The organism is Brucella pseudintermedia (assembly GCF_008932435.1).
Lineage (GTDB): Bacteria > Pseudomonadota > Alphaproteobacteria > Rhizobiales > Rhizobiaceae > Brucella > Brucella pseudintermedia.
In genome coordinates, this window is the sequence record NZ_WBWE01000001.1 from 126119 (window position 1) to 146116 (window position 19998).

Below are 19998 nucleotides of genomic sequence, written 5' to 3' on the forward strand. Positions count from 1 at the left end.
ATTGCTCTCCATGTCCCAACAGGTTTCTCTCGTCGCCACCCTGATCGCCAATCCGGCTAAGGCTTCGCTCGCATCAGCGCTTGGGATTAAAGCCTCGGCGGCAGTGAATGCAACCGGGCTATACTGGCTGGCCGATGACATTGCCTGCGACATTCCGCTTCCTTTGGGAATCGGCAGCAAAGAAGCCGAAGCCCTGCTGCGTGATACGCTTGATGGCGCGCCAGTCGATGTGGTGGTGCAGGAACAGGAGCGTCGACGCAAGAAGATTCTTATTGCCGACATGGATTCCACAATGATCCAGCAGGAATGCATTGACGAACTGGCAGAAGAAGCCGGTCTGCGCGAGCATGTGGCGGCAATCACCGCGCGCGCCATGAATGGCGAGATCGCGTTCGAGCCCGCCTTGCGCGAAAGGGTAGCTTTGTTGAAAGGACTGCCGCTCACCGTCATAGACAAGGTCATTTCAACGCGCATCACGCTGATGCCCGGCGGGCCGGAACTGGTGCGCACCATGCGCAAACATGGCGCTTACACGGCGCTTGTGTCCGGCGGCTTTACCTCTTTCACGCAGCGCATTGCCGAAATGATCGGCTTTAACGAAGAGCGCGCAAACAGGCTGATCGATGATGGCGTGCATCTGACCGGCTTGGTTACGGAGCCCATTCTCGGTCGTGAAGCCAAGGTGGAGAAGCTCGTGGAAATCGCTGATCGTCTTGGCTTGACGCCGAACGATGCGATTGCGGTGGGCGATGGCGCGAACGATCTCGGCATGATCCAGCTTGCGGGAACCGGCGTTGCACTTCATGCAAAACCGGCCGTGGCAGCGCAGGCCCGGATGCGGGTTGACCATGGCGACCTGACCGCCCTCCTCTATATTCAGGGCTACAGAAAGACGGACTTCGTTCAATGAGCATCCTGGAAACGCCGCGCCTCATCATCCGAAACTGGGAAGATCGCGACCGCGATCTGTTCCACGTCATCAATTCCGACGAAGAGGTCATGCGTTTCTTTCCGTTTCGCAGAAACCGCTCGCAATCGGATGAATTGTTCGACCGCCTCAAGAAGATGATTTCTGAAACGGGTCTCGGTTTCTATGCGCTGGAAGAAAAGGAAAGCGGTCAGTGCATCGGCTTTGCCGGTCTCGCCCGCACCGATCTCGAACCTCATTTACCGAACGGCAGCGTAGAAATCGGCTGGCGGCTGGCCACTCCCTTTTGGGGCAAAGGCTATGTAACCGAAGCGGGCAGAGCGCTGATCGACTACGCTTTCGGAACCCTCGGCCTCCCGGAGGTCGTCTCCTTTGCCGTCCACAACAACGAGCGGTCTACCTTCGTCATGGAGCGCATCGGTATGACCCGTGACTCGGCAAGCGATTTTGATCATCCCGGTGTGCCGGACGAAACGCCGCATTTGAAGCGTCATGTTGTCTATCGTATTCAGGCGGACTGACCGGCGACCCAACCGGAAGACCACGCCCATTGAAAATTGTAGCCGCCGAGCCAGCCGGTAACATCGACCACTTCGCCGATGAAGAACAAGCCGGGCACGGATTTGGCTTCCATGGTCTTGGAGTCAAGATCGCGTGTATCGACCCCTCCGAGCGTAACTTCTGCGGTGCGATAACCTTCAGAACCGGCAGGTTTGATGCGCCAGTCATTTATCGCTGTCTCGACCCGGCGGAACGTCTTGTCGGACATATCCGCCAGATGGCCGGTTGCGCCGACATCCTCTGCTATCGTCTGAGCCAGTTTCCTTGGAAGATATATGGCGAGTGCCGTCTGTAGCGCCTGCTTGCCGTTCTGCTTGCGCTGCTCGCGCAATGCTTCGAAAATGTCAGTTTCCGGCAGCATGGCTATGCGGATTTCGTCACCTTCGCGCCAGTAGGAAGAAATCTGCAAGATCGAAGGGCCGCTAATGCCCCGATGCGTAAACAGCATTGCCTCTGCAAACTTGGTTTTTCCGCAGGCGACAACCGCATCGACGGCAACACCGGCGAGCGGCTTCAACCTTTCCAGCGTGTTGGGCTCAAACGTCAGCGGTACCAGCGCCGGTCGCGTTTCGACGATCCGCAATCCGAACTGGTTTGCGATATCGTAACCAAAGCCTGTCGCCCCCATCTTCGGGATGGATTTTCCGCCACAGGCCACAACCAGCGAGCGGCAACGGACGGGCCCGTCCGACAATTTGAGCGAAAAACCATCCGCGGTTCTTTCGACCGAACTGACGCTGCAGCCAAGCTTCAGTCGCGCACCATGGCGCTTCATTTCTGCCAGCAGCATTTCAATTATCTGCAATGCCGAACCGTCGCAGAAGAGTTGTCCGAGCGTCTTCTCGTGATAGGTGATGCGATGCCGCTCGACCAGTGCAATGAAATCGCGCTGTGTGTAGCGGCTCAGGGCCGAGATACAGAAGTGCGGATTTTGCGAGAGATAATTCTTCGGGCTTGCATGCAGGTTGGTGAAATTGCAGCGCCCGCCACCCGATATACGGATTTTCTCTCCGGCTGCCTTGGCGTGGTCCACGACCAATACGGAACGCCCGCGCTTCGCGGCTTCGATGGCGCACATCATGCCTGCCGCGCCAGCGCCTATGACCACAATATCGACTGTTTCCAACTCACCCTACTCCGAATGGCGCCGGTCCATAGCACAGCCGAAGCTTATGAAACAGAAAGCTTTGCCATTGCGGATAACCATAGGGAGGATCAATTGATCCGGATAGTTACAAAACGCAGTTCGCCCGAACGTGAGGCCAGCATCAGGAGCGCATTCTTGCGCCCCTCGCGGCGCAACGCCTCGATGCGCTTCTTCACATCGTCCGGCGTTTTTACCGTCACCTGACCTATATCGACAATGACATCTCCGGTTTCGATGCGCTTTTCGCCAGCAGCGGAGCCAGGAGAGACATAAAGAACCGCGACACCTTCTACGTCTTCGGCAATGCCAAACTCACCGCGGACCTCATCGCTCAGTTCGCTGAGCTTCATCCCGAGCACGCTTGGAGCAGCCTCGCTTTTCTGATCCTTCTTCGGCGTATCCGGCGTTTCCACGCCTTCATCACCGCCCTCACCTTCAGGAAGCGGAGCCTGATCTTCCGTCGCAGCCTCGGTGCTCTTGTCGTCCTCGACCAGACGACCAAGCTTTACCTTCACCGTCTTTTCCTCACCCTGGCGAACCACGACGATCTCGACTTCCTTGCCGACCGGGGTTTCTGCAACCAGTCGCGGCAGATCGCGAGCGGTATTGACCGGCTTGCCTTCATAACGGATTACGACATCGCCTGCTTCGATGGCCTTGTTGTCAACACCCGAGTTTTCGATCAATCCGGCAATCAGCGCGCCCTTGGCTTCCTTCAGCCCGAGGCTCTGCGCGATATCGTCGGTAACCGGTTGGATGCGCACACCGAGCCAGCCGCGGCGAACCTCGCCGAACTGCTTGAGCTGGTCGATCACACCAACAGCCATTTCCGCCGGAATGGCGAAGCCGATACCAATGGAGCCTCCCGATGGCGAGATGATCGCCGTGTTGATGCCGATCACCTTTCCTTCCATGTCGAACAGCGGACCGCCGGAATTGCCCCGGTTGATTGCCGCGTCGGTCTGGATGAAATCATCATAGGGGCCGGAATTGATGTCGCGCTTGCGGGCCGAGATAATACCGGCGGTTACCGTTCCGCCCAGACCGAACGGATTGCCGATCGCAAGCACCCAGTCGCCGATGCGCGCCTTTTCCGAATTGCCGAATTGAACAGCCTTCAGCGTGTGCTTGGAGGGGTCCACCTTAAGGATCGCCAGATCGGTCTTGATGTCCTTTCCGACAAGTTCCGCTTTCAGCTTGGAACCATCGTTGAAATTGACCTCGATTTCGTCGGCGTCGGCAATGACGTGATTGTTTGTGACGATGAAACCCTTCTCGGCATCGATGACGAAGCCGGAACCCAGCGACTGGACCTTGCGCGATTCGTCACCTTGTGCGCCGCCATTGTCGCCGAAGAAGTCCTTGAAATATTCCTGGAACGGAGAGCCCTCCGGCACCTGCGGCATCGGCACAGCGCCGTCACCCTCCCCGTCGCCCTTGACGGTCTGGGAGGTCGAGATGTTCACGACCGCATCAAGCAAGCCCTCGGCCAGATCAGCAACAGAAGCCGGTCCTTGAGCCGCGATTGCCGGAGGCGTCCCCATCGAAAGAGTGCCGCCGACTGTCATCGCCCCCAATGCCACGGTTGCGAAAAGGGTGCGAGCAAATCCCGCCTTTGGTGCAATTGCCATGAAGCCCTGCTCCGTTCCTGTCTGCTTGCAGTCGTTTAATTAGCGATAGATGTACTAAAGCTTGATCGCTGCAAAATACGGCCTGTTTACGGCCTCGCATAGACCGCAGACGATAAATAACGGAGGGAAAACGGCTTATCCCCTGACAAGCCAGACAATGCCGACGCCAATTGCAAGGGCAGCAATCCCGGCGATGCGCAGCATGTTCTCCGGCGTCTCGCTCGCCTCACGCGCAAGCTTCTTCGCCAAAGAAGGAAAGCCGCCGTAGAGCAGCCCTTCGAGAACGAAGAGAAGACCTACGGCGGCTAAAAAATCGCTCATGAGCGTTTGCCCCGGCTGTTACTGGGCCGGCGTTGCCAGCCTGCCGCCAGCGTCCCGGAAGAACTTGAAGAACTCCGAGTCCGGCGAGAGAACCAGCGTTGTGTCCGGTGTCTCAAGTGCTTCACGATAAGCGGACATCGACCGGTAGAAGGCGAAGAATCCGGGGTCCTTGCTGGCAGAGCGCGCGAAGATCTCACTGCGCTGGGCATCGCCTTCACCGCGAAGGATTTCCGATTCCTTGCGCGCTTCAGCCAGCGTTTCGACGACCTGACGGTCGGCAACAGCACGGATGCGCTGGGCGGCTTCACGGCCCCGGGCGCGCAGGCGCTCCGCCTCGGCCAGACGTTCCGCCTTCATGCGGTCATAGGTCTGCTGCGAGACTTCGGCAGTCAGGTCGGTACGGCGAATGCGAACATCCGCGATGGTAAGGCCAAGCGACGTCGCGTCAGGACGAAGCTGGTCCCGCACTTCACGCATCATATCGCCGCGCTCTTCCGAAAGCGCCGCTTCAAAACCACGCTGGCCGTAAACGCTGCGCAATGCGGCATCCAGACGGGTGCGCAGACGCTGCTCGGCAAGGAGCGTGCTGCCCGAAACGGTTTCGCGGAACTTGCGCGCGTCGGTGATGCGATAAACGAGGAAGGCATCGACGTCATAGAACTTGCCGCCCGAAACCTGAACGCGGATATCGTCCAGATCGAAGCGCAGCAGGCGGTCATCGATCAACTGCACGGTATCGGCATCCAGGAAGCCGAAAGGCAGCTTGAAATAGATGCCCGGGTCCGTCTTCACATCGACAATCTGGCCGAAACGAAGCACGATAGCCTGCTGACGCTCGGATACGATGAACGTGGCGGAGTAGATCAGGAAAGCGATGACGGCGATGATGCCGCCAATGATTGGAAGCCTGTTCTGGGCCATTACTGATTACCTCCGCTCGGGGTCGTCGTAGTCGCATTCACACCGGGGCGTGGCTGGCGCATGAGTTCGTTCAGCGGCAGATAAGGCACGACATCCTTTCCGGGTTCGACAATAACTTTCTTGGTGCTCTTCAGCACCTGTTCCATGGTTTCTAGGAACAGGCGGTTGCGGGTGACTTCAGGCGCCTTCTGGTATTCACCAAGAACGGAGCTGAAACGCTGCGCCTCACCTTCAGCGTCCTGAACGACGCGGTTCTTATAGGCCGCCGCTTCTTCGCGAAGCTGGGCTGCCTCACCGCGGGCCTGACCGAGCTTCTGGTTCGAATACTGGTTCGATTCTTCCACGAAACGATCTTCGTCCTGTTCGGCGCGCTGCACTTCATCGAAGGCATCAGCCACTTCCCGCGGAGGCGCTGCATCTTCGATGGACACGGCATTGATCAGGATACCCGCCTTGTAAGTGTCGAGCGTTTGCTGAACGATATCGCGAACGCTCGTTGCAATAGCCGCACGGTTGTCACGGAAAACATCCTGAGCGGGGCGACGTCCGACGATTTCGCGGATCGCGCTCTCAGAAACCTGCTGCACCATCGCATCGGGATTATCGACGTTGAACAGATATGCCTGTGGATCCGAGACACGGTAAAGAACCGAGAACTGAACGTTGACGATATTCTGGTCACCCGTCAGCATCAAGCCCTGTGTTGCGCCCCGGTTGCCTTGTCCGCCAATGTTGATCTGCTTCTCTACGATCTGCGCCTTTTCATAGGTTTCGATCGGCCACCAGTGGAAATGCAGGCCCGGTTCAGACACTTCTTCCTTCGGCTTGCCGAAGCGCAGCTCGACGGCGAGTTCGTCCGGCTGCACGGTATAGATCGACTGGAAAAGCCAGAAGCCGATAACGGCTGCACCGATCAGGAACAGAACGCCCCGATTGCTGCCGCCTTTGCCACCGCCACCGGGGAAGACCTGCTTCAGACGGTCTTGGCCCTTGCGCAGAATATCCTCGAGATCAGGTGGAGTGTTCTGGCCGCCTCCACGAGGACCTTTCGGTCCTTGTCCCCATGGGCCGCCATTATTGTTGTTATTATCGCCGCCGCCGCCCCATGGGCCGCCGCCACCATTCTGATTACTCCAGGGCATCCTCACCTCTCGTCCAGGCGACGGGAAAGCGAGCTGCCCACTCCCGTCATCAACTAATGTTTCCGTTTTATAGGCATCGGGAGGTCCGCTTTCAACGCGAAGACGACAAAATTCGTGAACTATGCTTTACACAGCACGTTTTTCGTACACGAAATAGCGCGTTGGGTGGCTGTCCCTGTCACCGGCGGGCACGTCCTCCTGTGAAACGACCTGCCAGACTTGCGGATCGATTTCCGGAAAATGTGTATCTCCATCGATATTGGCGAGAACACGCGTCAAATGAATTCTGTCCGCGAGGGGAAAAGCCTGCGCATAAATGTTTCCGCCACCTATGATGCAAACTTCCCCGGCCCCCATGTCAGCAGCCTGTCTTTGTCCAAGCGCTATCGCCTCATCAAGAGAACCGACAGTGCTGGCACCTTCAACCTGAAATCCGTTATTCCTCGACACCACGATATTGGGCCGTCCCGGCAAGGGCCGACCAATAGAGTCCCATGTCCGCCGCCCCATGATGACAGGTTTGCCCAGCGTCAGCGCCTTGAAGCGCTTGAGATCGGTCGAAAGCCGCCATGGCATGTCATTATCACGTCCGATAACGCCATTTTCCGCGGCAGCAACAATGATCGATACAATCGGCTTGGGAGCGGACATGTCGGACCTCAAACCGCAATCGGAGCTTTGATCGTCGGATCGGCTTCGTAGCCCTCAAGGCGGAAATCCTCGAAACGGAAGGCAAAAAGGTCCTTCACCTCCGGATTGATCCACATTGTCGGCAGTTTTTTCGGGGCGCGGGTGAGCTGCAAACGCGCCTGATCGAAATGATTGGCGTAAATATGCGCGTCCCCCAGCGTGTGCACGAACTCTCCCGGCTTCAATCCCGTGACCTGCGCGATCATCATCGTCAGCAATGCATAGGAAGCGATGTTAAATGGCACGCCCAGAAAAATATCAGCCGAGCGCTGATAGAGCTGGCAGGAGAGTTTTCCGTCAGCGACATAGAACTGGAAAAGACAGTGGCATGGCGGCAGAGCCATTTCATCGACCAGCGCCGGATTCCAGGCCGATACGATCAGGCGCCGCGAATTCGGATTTTCATGCAGCATCTTCAGAAGATTCGCGATCTGATCGATGTGACGACCATCCGGCGCTGGCCAGGAGCGCCATTGATAACCATAAACCGGCCCGAGATCGCCGTTCTCGTCTGCCCATTCATCCCAGATCGAGACGCCATTTTCCTTCAGATAGGCGATGTTCGTGTCGCCTTTGAGGAACCAGAGCAGTTCATGGATGATCGACCGGAGATGCAGCTTCTTGGTGGTCAGAACGGGAAAACCCTCTTCCAGATTGAAACGCATCTGATATCCGAAAACCGACCGCGTGCCCGTCCCCGTGCGGTCGCCACGGTCAACACCGTTGTCGAGCACATGTTGAAGAAGATCGAGATAGGTGCGCATGGGGGATATCCAGAATCCGATTCGGTTGGACCCAATATAAAGAAAAACCCCGGTGTCGGGCACCGGGGCTTTGAATTCACCAGATCGCTGTGGATCAAAGGCTGCCGAGTTTTCCGAGCTGCTTGGCGACCAGATAATAGAAGGTGACGCGATGCTTGTTGCGGTCGCCCTTCATGACTTCAGCAACATGGGCAACGACCTCATCGCCCTTGGCTTCGTCGTCAACGCCAAGCTTCTTGGCGACCCAATTGGTGCGGACGCGCTTCAATTCTTCCGGGTCGGTTGCCGAAACGAGGGAGGAATCGCGATTGCGCAGCGCAATACCCAGATGCTTGACGATCTTGTCGACAACAGCTTCATCGGCAGCGGCATCATAACGACGGACATCCGCGAGATATTCACTCATATATCCACTCTCCTTCGATTGGGGTTAATACCCCGTTTTCAGCTCACGGAATCCGGCTTAATCGAAATTTCGCTCGCCGCCCCCGATATATTGGTAGGATTGACCAGCGAAAGCAGACTGTCAATGAAAAATGAACGGGAACAGCGGGCACCGGAATATCGGCAAAACCCGTTAAAAAAAGTGTCCCCTCTTCCAATCGCGGCCAACCGCGCCTATATACGGCGTGTCGGCGCAAGCTGACTATGGTGATAAACGGACGGTGTAATAAACCCATTGGACCCGGGGGCGGTACCCGGCGCCTCCACCAGAATACAGATCGGTTAGCGTTTTGTATTGTGGCGGGGGCGAAACAGGATCGACAAGGGTGTAAAGATCGCTCTTTTACTCGGCATGATACCACCGTTATCGGGTCAATTGAGTAGTTGCAAATGACAACAAAGCTCAGGGTTATGCTCTCGCTGCCTAATGGCGGTGCGGGAAACCCACTCTAAAGCCCTTAGGGTTAGCCCCTTAAGGCGGGGTTCGGAGGCACCTGGCAACAGAAGCCTCCACTTTCCCTTTCCAGAAGATTACGCAGCCGCAGCTTCGGTATTGAGTTCGCTCGCCTTGCGCGACAGAACGACTTGCGTCAGCACAAAGGCGATCAGCGCACAACCGGCAATTCCTCCGACCATTGGCAGTGCAGTTCCATCGAAGAATGAACCCGTTACGCCGATTGCCACGCCGCCAATCACGAAATGCAGCGTGCCCATCAGCGCGGATGCAGTGCCTGCAATTTCACCGTGATCCTCAAGTGCCAGAACCGCTGTTGTCGGGATGACGAGGCCGAGGAAGCCATATCCCACGAACAGGAACCCGGTGATCAGCCAAAGCGACTGATGCCCCATGAGAGCGGCAGCGAACATGGCGAGCATTGCCGCGGCAAATCCGGAAACCGCGAATCGCATGACCCGACGCAGCCCGAAGCGCGATCCCAGCCAGCCGTTCAATTGTGAAACACCGAAGAATGATACTGCATTGGCCGAAAAGGCGATGGCATATTGTGTTGGTGTCAGGCCGTAATGGTCGATAAGCACGAATGACGAATTGGCGAGGTAGACGAAGAAGGACGCAATCCCGAAGCCACCGACAAAAACCAGCCCGAGAAAGTAACGATCTTTCAGCAGTCGACCATAGCCGCGCAATGCGCTGCCCAGATTGCTTTCAAGGCGTGCTTCTGCGGTTCTTGTCTCCTTCTGCGCCGTCGCGACGAGAACGATACCGATAGCAGCCGCGACCAGAACGGCCCAGAAGACGCCGCGCCATCCGAAGAAGCTAATAATGACGGAGCCCGTCAATGGCGCCAGAATCGGCGATATGGAGAAAACCAGCATCAGAAGCGACATGAGACGCGCCGCCTCGATGCCGGTGTGAAGATCACGCACGACCGCACGGGGAATAACCATGCCGGCAGCAGCACCAAGCCCCTGCACAAAACGGAAAAGCACGAGCACATCTATATCGGTCGCGACAGCCGAGCCGATGCTGCCGATACCGAACAGCACCAGACCGCCATAAAGCGGCAGCTTGCGCCCGATCATGTCGGACAGCGGCCCGCAGAAAAGCTGCGCTACCGCGAGAGCAATGAAAAAGGCCAGAAGGCTCATTTGGACCGCACCGGTTTCCGCATGCAGGTCAGCGGCAATGGTGGGCAAAGCGGGCAGATACATATCGATCGCAAATGGGCCAATGGCGGAAAGAAGGCCAAGAACAATGGCATTGCGCACAAGACTGGAAGCCATGGGGGACGCGCTTTCATCAATGTTTCGTGAGGTTCCCGCACCGATTTCGGATCTCCGGTTTTGCTTGGGAGGATGGCGCCATCGGGCTCGCAAAATCGGTACAGGACAGGTAAGTACTTGTATTCGCTACAAGGTTTCATTTTCTATGGATGAAGTCAGTCCATTTTGGGTTGTGGGCTGGCCTCAAAAACTCTGTAGCGAAAGGCATTCTATACGGAAGGTCAAAACAGATTTGACACTGATGTCAAATTAGACACCATTGTCCAAAACGTCAAGCTATCTTATGTTGGAGCTATGAAACCTACTGACATAATCGACATGGCCGTCCTGCCCGAGAAGCGCGCCGTATCCGAAAAGGGCCTGAATACCGCGCCCGTCAAGCCCGGTCAGTGCATGAAGCGCGACTTCATTTTGTGTTCCGCAGCGCGCGTCTTCAATCGCGACGGGTTTCAGGGCGCGAGCATCGACCTTATCGCCAGCGAAGCGGGCGTGTCACGCCAGACCATCTATAATCATTACCGCGACAAGGAAGCGCTGCTTGCCGCCGTCGTCGAGGACGCGCTGGCGCGCATGAATGCGAGCCTGTTCGCGGTTCTGGCCACCTTTCCCCAGACGGGCGACAATCTGGAGCATGATCTGGTGGCATTTTCCATTCGCATGAGCCGGAACTGCATCTACGATTCTTCCGGCGCGTTTCTGCGCAAGATAATGCAGGCAAATGAGACCAACCTGCCGCTTGCCGCCAGTATTTGCAATACGAAAGGCCCCGCACAGGCTATCCCTGCGATAGCGGCGCGTCTGGCCCGTCTTGCAATGGATGGCCATCTTCACGTTGATGATCCCGATCTGGCAGCGCGCCATTTCATGGCGCTGATCAATGCCGACACCCATTATCATATGCTGACCGGTCATTGCATAGACGATGCGATAATCGAGAAGAGTGCCGTGAACGGTGTGCGCACCTTCCTGATGGCCTTTGGACGCCGATAGGCCGCTGCGCCCTGTGGCGTTCAAAAATTGCACACCTTGGGGCCTGACGCACGGCGCTGTTACATTTTCAGGTCATATATCGCCATATCCGGCGAGAACGAACTTGACATCGACCTCCGAATCCGTGGGATAAGCAAACCATGGTACAGGACCTAATCCGTTACGATATTCTCGCTCAGGAAGCCCTACGCGGCGTCATTCGCAAGGTTCTTGCGGAAGTGGCCAAGGCCGGCTTGCCCGGTAATCACCATTTCTTCATCACGTTCCTGACCGGAGCGCCTGGTGTGCGAATTTCCTCGCGCCTGAAGGAGAAATATCCCGAGCAGATGACGATCGTCTTGCAGCATCAGTTCTGGGACATGCATGTGACCGACCAGCTTTTCGAAGTCGGCCTGTCCTTCGGCGATATTCCGGAAAAGCTGACTGTTCCCTTCTCTGCGGTCCGTGGCTTCTATGACCCTTCGGTCAATTTCGAACTCGAATTCGATGTCGCCGTCAGCCAGCCCGAAAGCGACAATGACGAAGTTGGCAACGTGGCCCCAATCGAGATCGCCTCGACGGAAGCCCCAATCGAGAAGACCGAGAAGCCCAAGTCCAAGTCACGCAAATCCGCAGCCGAAAAAGAAGACGCTGCATCCAAGGATGATGACGCCGATAAGGAGGCCAAGCCTTCGGCCGATGTTGTTTCGCTGGATGCATTCCGGAAGAAGTAGTCGGCCTATCCTCCAGTCAGCAGTTTATGCCCACTCAATGATTGGACATTTCCTTTTCGCTGTTGATTGCGATCAATGGTGAAAAAACAAAGAACACCTTATACTCCGTCCTGACGGCAACCAGTGCAGGATTGATTTCGATGATTCGTGCAATCGCTCAAGCGGTGTTGTGGATAAGCGGTCTCGTCGCGGCCTTCTTTGTGGCCAAGGATGAACCGAATTTTCCTCTTCTGCAAATGACGGTCGGGTTGATACTCCTGATTCTGGTGTCTCTGGCCATCTGGTGGTTCACCAATCCGAAAAACACGCAGAAATAGCGCTATCCCATGACGCACTTGCGGGACTTGGCCGAAACACGGTAGTTTTCGGAAAACATTCAACGTTTCCGCATGGTTCCATGAGCGATATTGTCAACCTACGCCAGTTCAAGAAACAGAAAGCCCGCGTCGAGAAAGAAAAGCAGGCTGACCGTAACCGCCTTCTTTTCGGTCGCACGAAAACTGAAAAGAGCCTCACGCAGGCGGAAGCGACAAAAGCGGAGCGTTTTTTTGACCAAAACCGCTTGGAAAAAAGCGATCAGCCGGACGGGGAACAGTGAGCGTATCGGGGCGGTTACGCAAACATTCCGTCAGCATTCGCGGACATGCGACAAGCTATACGCTTGAAGACCCTTTCTTTGAGCTGATCGAGGAAATTGCAGCCACCCGGAAGCTTTCTGTTGCAGCCCTGATTGCCGAAATTGATAGCGGGCGTGACAGATCGATCAACCTGTCTTCCGCGCTCAGACTTCATGTCCTCGACTGGCTAAAATCCAGAATAGCTCAAGGCTGAGGTGCCGGAGCAACCGGTGCCTGCTCCAGACTTTTTAGAAATTCGTTCAGAGATTGCCCACCTTCCGGCGATGTGAGGGGAATATTTGTTCCTCCCGCAGGAGCGGCTTGCGGCTTTTGCGCCTCAAGCTGTTGCGCTTCCTGGGCGGCTTGCCGAGCCACTTCACGCCCCTTTGCTTCAGAGCGGCGCCTTGCCTCTTCCTCGCGCTGCAAGCGGTCGCGTTCCGCTTGATCCGCCTCAAAAAGCCCAAGCTGGCGGTGAAGATGCTGCTTCTCCATGAGGCTCGCCTGCATGGATTCAACACGCTCCTGCTCGCGCTCGAGCGCACGCTGGGTCAGGAACTGGACCAAAGGCTGCTTGTCGAATGTCACTTCCGGCACGCTATAGGTGCCGCTCAGGGAGAAAGCGACTTGCGGTGAGATGCCGTTATCGGAGCCGTCATCGTTCTGGAACGTCAGGCTACCGTTTCCACCCATCCCGAGCGTAGACATGTCGAATTGCAGATCACCGAGAAGCACTGCATTGCCGTCATTCAGGTTGGCGGCAGCCATGCGCGCCACGCCGCCGCTGATTGCAAAGTCGAACCGCGCATTACCGGGCGCGAACGTACCTTGCCCCGTCGCCTTGTCGGCGATACCGACAAATTGTGTGGAAGCCAGCTTGTCAGGAGCGGAGGACTGGTCGCCTGTCGCGTCAGCAGCCGCTATCATTGCGGGCAGTGCAGCCCCATCCAGACCATTGACGGTGAAATTCTCCACGTCGAAACTTGCCGTTCCGGCCAGCGATCCGACCAGCGACGCGACGCTCTCACCACTGCCGTTCAGATTAACGGCGGCTTTCACCACGCCGCCGAGCGGTGCAGAACCGTTCTCCAGCTTGTAGAAATCCCTGAGATTTGCGCCGCTCCACTTGAGATCTGTCGCGAGGAGAGCATTCTTGTCGCTGTTGCTCAATGAAACACTGCCGACCAGATATCCGCCTGCCCAATTGCCAGTCAATTCGTTTAACTGGAGACCATCCATGGTCTTCTGGAGCCGCGTGGAAAATTCCGTAGCGGTCCCGAAGCCGCCCATATGCGCCTGTGCAACATTGAGTTTCACATCCAGCAACAGCGGCAGCGACGAACGGACCGCAAACGCGCCGCGCGGCCAAATCGTCTTTGCGGTAGGCTTTGCCGACTCGAACGCATCCTGTCCGAGCATGATCGCTGCAAGACTGTCGACCTCAAGCGTGGCGAGCTTCGCTTCGCCTTTGAGCTGCGGCAGGCCGCTATCGGCAAAATTGGCCTCCAGTCGCGCCGACACCTCTTCGTCGTCCAGCTTTCCCGCAAGATTGGGGAACCGCAAGATGCCTTTTGCAAACTGGAAGTCGCTCGCAAGGTCTGCCGAAAGCCCCTCGCCAAATCCGGGCAGCGCAAAACCTGCCGTCGCGATGAACGGCTGTAGATCGGCAGATTTCAACTGCGCCTTGCCGCTGGCGGCAATATCTCCGCCAATCAGCGAAATCACACCATCAGCCGTCGCGGAACCGTCAGGCGCCGTAAGTTTGAGGAGTGTCCGCATACCTGCGCTCGGTGCGCCTTGCATGCTCAGATCGGCGGTAAGTTCACCCGCAAGCCCCAACGGCAAGGCAGGCAAGCCAATCAGTGCGAACACCGCTTCGCCTTGTTCAGATGCCACGGTCCCGTTCAATTGCATCTGCAACGGTTCGCTCTCGCCTTCGCCACCGCTTGCCGTCCCGGACAGGTCCAGCTTCATTCCGCCCGCTTTGCCCGTAACGCTGAACGAAAACTCGCCAACACCGGGAGGATTTTTGGCTTTCGCTTCGACAGGACGGTCGCTCTTGTCCTTGGATGCCGCAGTTTTTGCAGGTGTCTTGCCCGCCGCCGCTGGCATGGAAGGCGAAACCGCGTTGGCGATCACATTAATTTCGCTATCCTCGAACAAGCCGGGAAAGTTGGCTGCACGCATCGAAAGCGCGTGGAACAGCGGCAACTGGGGATAGCGATTGGCCATCAGCGAGAGGAACCGCGAGAGGTCGGCAGACAGAATGGTCGCGTCGAGCGAACCGGACGGCGTATTGGCAAAAGGCTCATAAGTGCCTGTTGCGGTCAGCGTCGTACCCGCCACGTCACCAATCATCAGCCGGTCGAAGTCGAAGCGTCCGTCATGCAGCCTCAGCGCCATATCGACATTGCCGGCCTCCATGTCCTGATAACGGACCGGCCCCGCCTTGAATGTCAGGTTCAGCGACTGACCATCGAGCAGCGCGAGCCCGTCACCGCTGGAGAAAAATCCTGTAAAGGCTTGCAGCGCTTCGCTTTCCACCGCTTCACTATTGAGGGCAAGCGTTATCGCGGGCTGCGCCGGCCCCTTCACTTCGCGAATAAACGAACCTTTGAGCGTTGTCTTTCCCAACGCGATTTCGAGATTATCGATCCTCTGCACACCGTCGCGAAGCTCAACCTGGCCGGAGAAGCCTGCGCCTTCGAGCCTGCGCACGGAATCATCGACTGTCTCGTTGAGCCATGTTGCCAGACCGGAAGGCTGACGCGAGGCAACCAGCATATCGCCTCTAAAGCCGAAATCCTTGCCAACCGAGAGCGTTCCCTTGGCTTCGACCTTCGTTCGTCCGGGGAGATCGGCAGCAAACTGACGGATATTCCAGTTGCTCCCGTCGGGCTCCGCGCTCACTGTCACCGAGCGTATTGTCGTGCCACCCGCGATCACCGCAGGCAGGCGCAAATCCACATTACCGGGTATGGTCGGAATAGGCAGTTGCTCGAAAACGCGACGCGCGATCGCGATCCGGTCAGCGATTGGCATGGCGGAGGCAGTCTGTTCTTCGCTGGCGGCTTCGTTCGGCCCCCAATAGAGTTGCTGACCATCAGCGCTGACCTCGAAACGAGGCTCTTCGCCATAATCAATGAAAGCCCTGCCATCCACCACATAAGGATTGTCCGCTGGCCCCTGCTCCATCCGGAATTCGCTCGCATCGAAGCGACTGCGGTCTGCCTTGAACTTTCCCGTTACGCGCACGCCACTGAAAAACGGCGCTTCCACCGGCGCTTTCTGATCCTTGCCTGTCTTTGCAATCACATCGGAAGAACGGAGAGAAAAGTCACCGGCATAGTCGAGCCGACCGTCGGTTACAGTTACGTCACCATCGGTTTCAAAGGAAGCCGGGATTGCGTCCGGTGAGATTCGAGCCCGCACGCGCAGCGATCCATCCGGCTTCGCCTCGCCGCTTGCAAGGTCGATTGCCAGTTTTTCGCCTTCCAGAACGAGGCTTCCATTTGCCTGCCACGGACCTGCCAGACTGTTTGCAGAGATCACGGCATTGAGTTCGCTCGCCGTATGACTGCGACCGCTTGCCTCTTCGTGGAGCGTGATGGTGCCATCCTTGACGGAAAGTCGTTCCAGCTTGATTTTCGCTGGATCAAGCGGCGTCGACGGACGGATTGCCCAATCGACCTTGCCACCCCTGTCGAGCGAAATCGTTGCCCGCGGACGGTCGACGCGCATATCGAAAATCAGAAGCTGGCCGCGCAGGAACGGCATCAACTCGGCATCCATCGAGAATGTGTCGACGGTCATCACTGGCTGAGCTGCATCGGCCCCGACACGCACGTCCGAGAATGCAACCGAGGGAAACGGCAAAAGGCGTGCGCTGACGTCACCCGCGACCTTGACGGGGCGCCCCAGGACACGGCTTGCCTCCCGTTCGAAATCGGCACGATAGCCGCTCCAGTCAACAAAAGGCGGCACGACAAGCGCTGCCGTCAACAGCAGCACGAGTAGCCCGCCGACGATGACGAATATGCGGCCCAAAGAACCAGCTCCGGTCAAACAGATTTAACGTTAGCGTGAAACAAAGAGTGAATCACGCTCTCTTTATCTGCGCAACATAACGGCATCGATCCGGCGACAACAAGGCAAATTGCACCGGAGCCGCGCCCATATGCACGCCTGCCTGAATCAAACTCTCCGCCAACCGTTCCAAGCGGCTGATTTGAATCACGAAATCAGTATTTTTCCGGGGTTCATGATGTTGTCTGGATCGAGCGCTTTCTTGATCGCCCGCATATAATCCGTGGCCTCACCCAGTTCCATGGCAAGATACTTCATCTTGCCCTGCCCGATGCCATGCTCGCCGGTGCAGGTGCCCTCCATGGCGATTGCACGCTTGGCGAGCCGGTCCATGAAAGCTTCGGCACGTTCCATCTCGCTGGCATCGTCCGTATCGAGCAGCAAAAGAAGATGGAAATTTCCGTCCCCCACATGCCCGACAATCGGCGCGATCAGACCGGTCTCGGCGAGGTCCTTTTCCGTTTCGCCGATGCAGTCGGCTAGCCGCGAAATCGGCACACATACATCGGTTGAAACGCCTTTGCAGCCCGGTCTCAGCAGGAAGGATGCGAGATAGGCGTCATGCCGTGCGCGCCACAGCCGGTCACGCTCCTCGGCATCGTGGGTCCATCGGAAATCTCCGCCGCCATTCCCCGCAGCGATTTCTCCGAACAGTTCGGCCTGTTCGGCAACGCCGCTTTCCGTGCCGTGGAATTCAACGAACAGATAGGGCTGCGCCTCGTAAGGCAGTTTGGAATGAAGGATCAGCGCCTGCATCTGAAGCGTGTTCACAAGCTCGATGCGTGCAACTGGAATGCCCATCTGGATGGTTTCAATCACCGTGCGGCACGCCGAATCCACATCCGGGAAAGGACAGATACCGCCGGAAATCGCCTGCGGAATTCCCTGCAATTTCAATGTCAGTTCGGTGATGATGCCAAGCGTTCCTTCCGCCCCGATCAGCAGTCTCGTGAGATCGTAGCCCGCAGCAGTCTTTTTCACGCGCTTGGAGGTCTCGATCAGGCGTCCATCCGGCATCACGGCTTTCAACGCCAGCACATTTTCGCGCATGGTCCCGTAGCGCACAGCATTCGTGCCGGAGGCGCGGGTGGAAGCCATTCCGCCAAGCGTTGCATTGGCGCCCGGATCGATGGGAAAAAATAGCCCGGTATCGCGAAGATATTCATTCAGTTCCCGACGCGTAATGCCCGGTTCCACCACGCAATCGAGATCTTCCGCATGTACGGCAATCACCCTGTTCATGCGCGTGAGATCGAGAGACACGCCCCCGGCGGGCGCGTTCACCTGCCCTTCGAGCGACGATCCCGCGCCAAAGGCAACAACCGGAACACGATGCTCGGCACAGATGCGGACGACATCCTGTACTTCCTGCGCGGTCTCAGCGAAGATCACGATGTCGGGTGCCTGCGTCGGCACATAGGTCGTCGTGTGGCCGTGCTGCTCGCGGATGGCCTGGCCGGTCTGCGCACGTTCACCGAAACGCTGCTTGAGAATACCTATTGCTGCTGCAATACCGTTCTCATTGCGTGCGAGCGCAACCACATTTTCAAGCGACATCGTTCATTCTCCGAAATTCACATTCAAACGGCAGGCAACGCCAATGCGACAGGGTCTTGCCCAAGATGCCCGGCAACAGCCCGGACAACCAGATTATGGTCCTCACGCTGCGGCAGTCCCGATACGATGACCGCACCGATCACGCCCGCTCCGCCGACGCGGATTGGAAATCCGCCGCCTGCCAGCGCGTAATCTTCCACATTCAATGCTTTATGGGGCGCGAACATGCGATCATCGCGATTCTGTTCCAGAACAAGGCGATAGGTCGAAGCGTGAAAGCGGCGGACGACATTGAACTTGCGGCGCAACCATTCCTGATTGTCCACGGTGCTTCCGGTCGTCGTCGCATAAAACAATTGCCGGTCCCACAGGGATATTTCGATAGCGATGCCGAGCTTTTCCTTCACGGCGATATCGCGAATGCGCGAGCCCAGCGCAAATGCTTCATTCTCGTCAAACGACGGAAAAATAAGCGCCTGTTCCTGCCGGATGATCTGCGCGATTGCCTGCTTGCTGTCGTCGCTCTGCGCCATTTTTTGTTTTTCCCTGATGAGCCGCACGAAATTTGTGTGTTCCTTGTGCGCTTTCGATCACGGGATTGCAATAAGGCTCGTCGGCCTTCAAACTTGATTGATCGGATGCAATCCACTAGTGGAGCCTTATGGTTCAGAACCCCAATATAGATGTGCCTCTGAAAGGCGACCAAATACCGGAATTTGTGGAAACCGCCGTATTCAAGCGCGACGTGTTTTCTGAGACGCATGCCGGCTATTTTGTGAACGATCCTGACACCCGCATCATCCGCCGCGTGGTGAGCGCCGCTCCCTGGTGGTCAAAGCCGCTGGCCTGGATATTGGCCCGGCGTGAAATTCGCGGCCTCAAGACGGTGCGCGGCATCGAAGGCGTCCCGCAGCTCCTCGCCACGGACAAGGACGGGCTTTATCGATCCTGGACCGAGGGAACGCCGCTGCACCTTGCACGCCCGTCCGATCCGAAATGGTATCGCACCGCGCATCGCATCCTGCGCGACATGCGCCGGCTCGGTGTAACCCATAACGATCTCGCCAAGCCGCAGAACTGGCTGATGACGCCCGAAGGCGAAGCGGCGGTGATCGATTTTCAGCTAGCGAGCGTTCATCGTCGTCGCGGCGCGCTCTATCGCCTGATGGCATACGAAGACTTCCGTCATCTGCTCAAGCAGAAGCGCGCCTTTGCAAAGGACCGGATGACGCCGACGGAAAAACGCATTCTGGCGCGCCGGTCCCTGCCCTCGCGCATCTGGCTCGCGACAGGCAAGAAAGTTTACAACTTTATCACCCGTGGCATTTTCAGCTGGTCGGACGGTGAAGGTACGGGCGACCGGATCGACAACGAAGGTCCTGCCATCCGCGCAGCGCTGAAATCCGATCCACGTGTGAGCGATGTGGCGCTGGCCCTCTATTCGCTGCCAGCCAAGGGCGTCGGCATCTATGCTTTCGTGGAAACGCTGAATGCCGACGAAAAGAGCCTGCGCGCAAGGCTTAAAGGCCAGAAGGTCGAACTGATCCAGCCGGTTGCTCACCTGCCAAGGCGCGCAGATGGGACCGTCCGCGACGACATTCTGCGGTTGATCGCCATGAACCAGATGACGGAACTGGACGATCTGTTGCAGCGCGAACCCGAACAGCGCGGACTTGTTGAAGCGCTGGCCTCGCATCGCCTGAACTTTACGGACCGTCGCGTTACTCACTTGGAGTAGTCGAATAT

The 19998-nt window shown here is 57.2% G+C and carries 20 protein-coding genes and 1 other RNA gene; 9 read left to right on the forward strand and 12 right to left on the reverse strand.

The window, feature by feature from the left end; all coding sequences use genetic code 11:
- Window positions 1-10: 10 nt before the first annotated feature.
- A complete protein-coding gene (gene serB / locus F9K78_RS00580) occupies window positions 11-910 on the forward strand; it encodes a phosphoserine phosphatase SerB (RefSeq protein ID WP_121985048.1) in 900 nt (299 codons plus the stop codon).
- Window positions 907-1449: a GNAT family N-acetyltransferase gene (locus F9K78_RS00585; RefSeq protein WP_121985047.1), complete on the forward strand. Its 543-nt coding sequence runs from the start codon at window positions 907-909 to the stop codon at window positions 1447-1449. The genes serB and F9K78_RS00585 overlap by 4 nt, the downstream gene beginning before the upstream one ends.
- On the opposite strand, the gene F9K78_RS00590 is transcribed toward F9K78_RS00585, so the two are convergent.
- The 8 genes from F9K78_RS00590 to F9K78_RS00625 all read right to left on the reverse strand — a co-directional run bounded on the left by F9K78_RS00590 (window position 1437) and on the right by F9K78_RS00625 (window position 8511).
- Complete coding sequence (locus tag F9K78_RS00590; RefSeq protein WP_121985046.1) at window positions 1437-2615, reverse strand: BaiN/RdsA family NAD(P)/FAD-dependent oxidoreductase; 1179 nt, start codon at window positions 2613-2615, stop codon at window positions 1437-1439. The genes F9K78_RS00585 and F9K78_RS00590 overlap by 13 nt on opposite strands.
- An 89-nt stretch (window positions 2616-2704) precedes the next feature.
- The gene (locus tag F9K78_RS00595; protein ID WP_121985045.1) at window positions 2705-4267 is read right to left on the reverse strand and encodes a Do family serine endopeptidase; all 1563 of its coding nucleotides are present in this window, start codon (window positions 4265-4267) and stop codon (window positions 2705-2707) included.
- A gap of 135 nt (window positions 4268-4402) precedes the next feature.
- A complete protein-coding gene (locus F9K78_RS00600; RefSeq protein WP_006467185.1) occupies window positions 4403-4588 on the reverse strand; it encodes a DUF2065 domain-containing protein in 186 nt (61 codons plus the stop codon).
- 18 nt (window positions 4589-4606) lie between these two features.
- Window positions 4607-5509 carry a protease modulator HflC gene (hflC, locus tag F9K78_RS00605; RefSeq protein ID WP_121982182.1) on the reverse strand — a complete coding sequence of 301 codons (903 nt, stop codon included), beginning with the start codon at window positions 5507-5509 and terminating at the stop codon, window positions 4607-4609.
- Window positions 5509-6651, reverse strand: coding sequence for an FtsH protease activity modulator HflK (gene hflK / locus F9K78_RS00610; protein WP_121985043.1), 1143 nt, complete (start codon window positions 6649-6651; stop codon window positions 5509-5511). Before hflK ends, hflC begins: the two co-directional genes overlap by 1 nt.
- A gap of 126 nt (window positions 6652-6777) precedes the next feature.
- Window positions 6778-7302, reverse strand: a complete 525-nt coding sequence (locus F9K78_RS00615) for a dihydrofolate reductase (protein ID WP_121985042.1) — start codon at window positions 7300-7302, stop codon at window positions 6778-6780.
- An 8-nt stretch (window positions 7303-7310) separates the two neighbouring features.
- Window positions 7311-8105, reverse strand: a complete 795-nt coding sequence (locus F9K78_RS00620; RefSeq protein ID WP_121985041.1) for a thymidylate synthase — start codon at window positions 8103-8105, stop codon at window positions 7311-7313.
- 94 nt (window positions 8106-8199) lie between these two features.
- Window positions 8200-8511, reverse strand: coding sequence for a DUF2853 family protein (locus F9K78_RS00625; RefSeq protein ID WP_021586857.1), 312 nt, complete (start codon window positions 8509-8511; stop codon window positions 8200-8202).
- Window positions 8512-8697: 186 nt separating this feature from the next.
- On the opposite strand from F9K78_RS00625, the gene ssrA reads away from it, so the two are divergent.
- Window positions 8698-9064, forward strand: a transfer-messenger RNA (tmRNA) gene (gene ssrA / locus F9K78_RS00630).
- 16 nt (window positions 9065-9080) lie between these two features.
- Here ssrA and F9K78_RS00635 read toward each other — a convergent pair.
- Window positions 9081-10292 (reverse strand): multidrug effflux MFS transporter, encoded by a 1212-nt coding sequence (locus F9K78_RS00635; protein ID WP_121985040.1) that lies wholly within the window; start codon window positions 10290-10292, stop codon window positions 9081-9083.
- 294 nt (window positions 10293-10586) lie between these two features.
- Between F9K78_RS00635 and F9K78_RS00640 the strand changes: the two genes are divergently transcribed.
- The 5 genes from F9K78_RS00640 to F9K78_RS00655 all read left to right on the forward strand — a co-directional run bounded on the left by F9K78_RS00640 (window position 10587) and on the right by F9K78_RS00655 (window position 12826).
- Window positions 10587-11282, forward strand: coding sequence for a TetR/AcrR family transcriptional regulator (locus F9K78_RS00640; protein ID WP_122066449.1), 696 nt, complete (start codon window positions 10587-10589; stop codon window positions 11280-11282).
- A gap of 140 nt (window positions 11283-11422) precedes the next feature.
- Entirely contained in the window at window positions 11423-11995 is a 573-nt protein-coding gene (locus F9K78_RS00645) for an SspB family protein (RefSeq protein ID WP_121982176.1), read from the forward strand.
- Window positions 11996-12057: 62 nt separating this feature from the next.
- Window positions 12058-12312 carry a hypothetical protein gene (locus F9K78_RS21815; RefSeq protein ID WP_162995363.1) on the forward strand — a complete coding sequence of 85 codons (255 nt, stop codon included), beginning with the start codon at window positions 12058-12060 and terminating at the stop codon, window positions 12310-12312.
- 80 nt (window positions 12313-12392) lie between these two features.
- Window positions 12393-12593 carry a DUF4169 family protein gene (locus tag F9K78_RS00650; RefSeq protein WP_121985037.1) on the forward strand — a complete coding sequence of 67 codons (201 nt, stop codon included), beginning with the start codon at window positions 12393-12395 and terminating at the stop codon, window positions 12591-12593.
- A complete protein-coding gene (locus F9K78_RS00655; protein WP_121985036.1) occupies window positions 12590-12826 on the forward strand; it encodes a ribbon-helix-helix domain-containing protein in 237 nt (78 codons plus the stop codon). The genes F9K78_RS00650 and F9K78_RS00655 overlap by 4 nt, the downstream gene beginning before the upstream one ends.
- Here the strand turns inward: F9K78_RS00655 and F9K78_RS00660 are convergent.
- The 3 genes from F9K78_RS00660 to F9K78_RS00670 all read right to left on the reverse strand — a co-directional run bounded on the left by F9K78_RS00660 (window position 12817) and on the right by F9K78_RS00670 (window position 18785).
- Entirely contained in the window at window positions 12817-16656 is a 3840-nt protein-coding gene (locus F9K78_RS00660; protein ID WP_122066450.1) for an AsmA family protein, read from the reverse strand. The two genes, F9K78_RS00655 and F9K78_RS00660, sit on opposite strands and share 10 nt — an antisense overlap.
- A gap of 186 nt (window positions 16657-16842) precedes the next feature.
- Entirely contained in the window at window positions 16843-18252 is a 1410-nt protein-coding gene (locus tag F9K78_RS00665) for an FAD-binding oxidoreductase (RefSeq protein ID WP_121985034.1), read from the reverse strand.
- Window positions 18253-18275: 23 nt separating this feature from the next.
- Entirely contained in the window at window positions 18276-18785 is a 510-nt protein-coding gene (locus F9K78_RS00670) for a heme-degrading domain-containing protein (RefSeq protein ID WP_121985033.1), read from the reverse strand.
- A gap of 128 nt (window positions 18786-18913) precedes the next feature.
- On the opposite strand from F9K78_RS00670, the gene F9K78_RS00675 reads away from it, so the two are divergent.
- The gene (locus F9K78_RS00675) at window positions 18914-19990 is read left to right on the forward strand and encodes a serine/threonine protein kinase (protein WP_121982169.1); all 1077 of its coding nucleotides are present in this window, start codon (window positions 18914-18916) and stop codon (window positions 19988-19990) included.
- Window positions 19991-19998 lie beyond the last annotated feature (8 nt).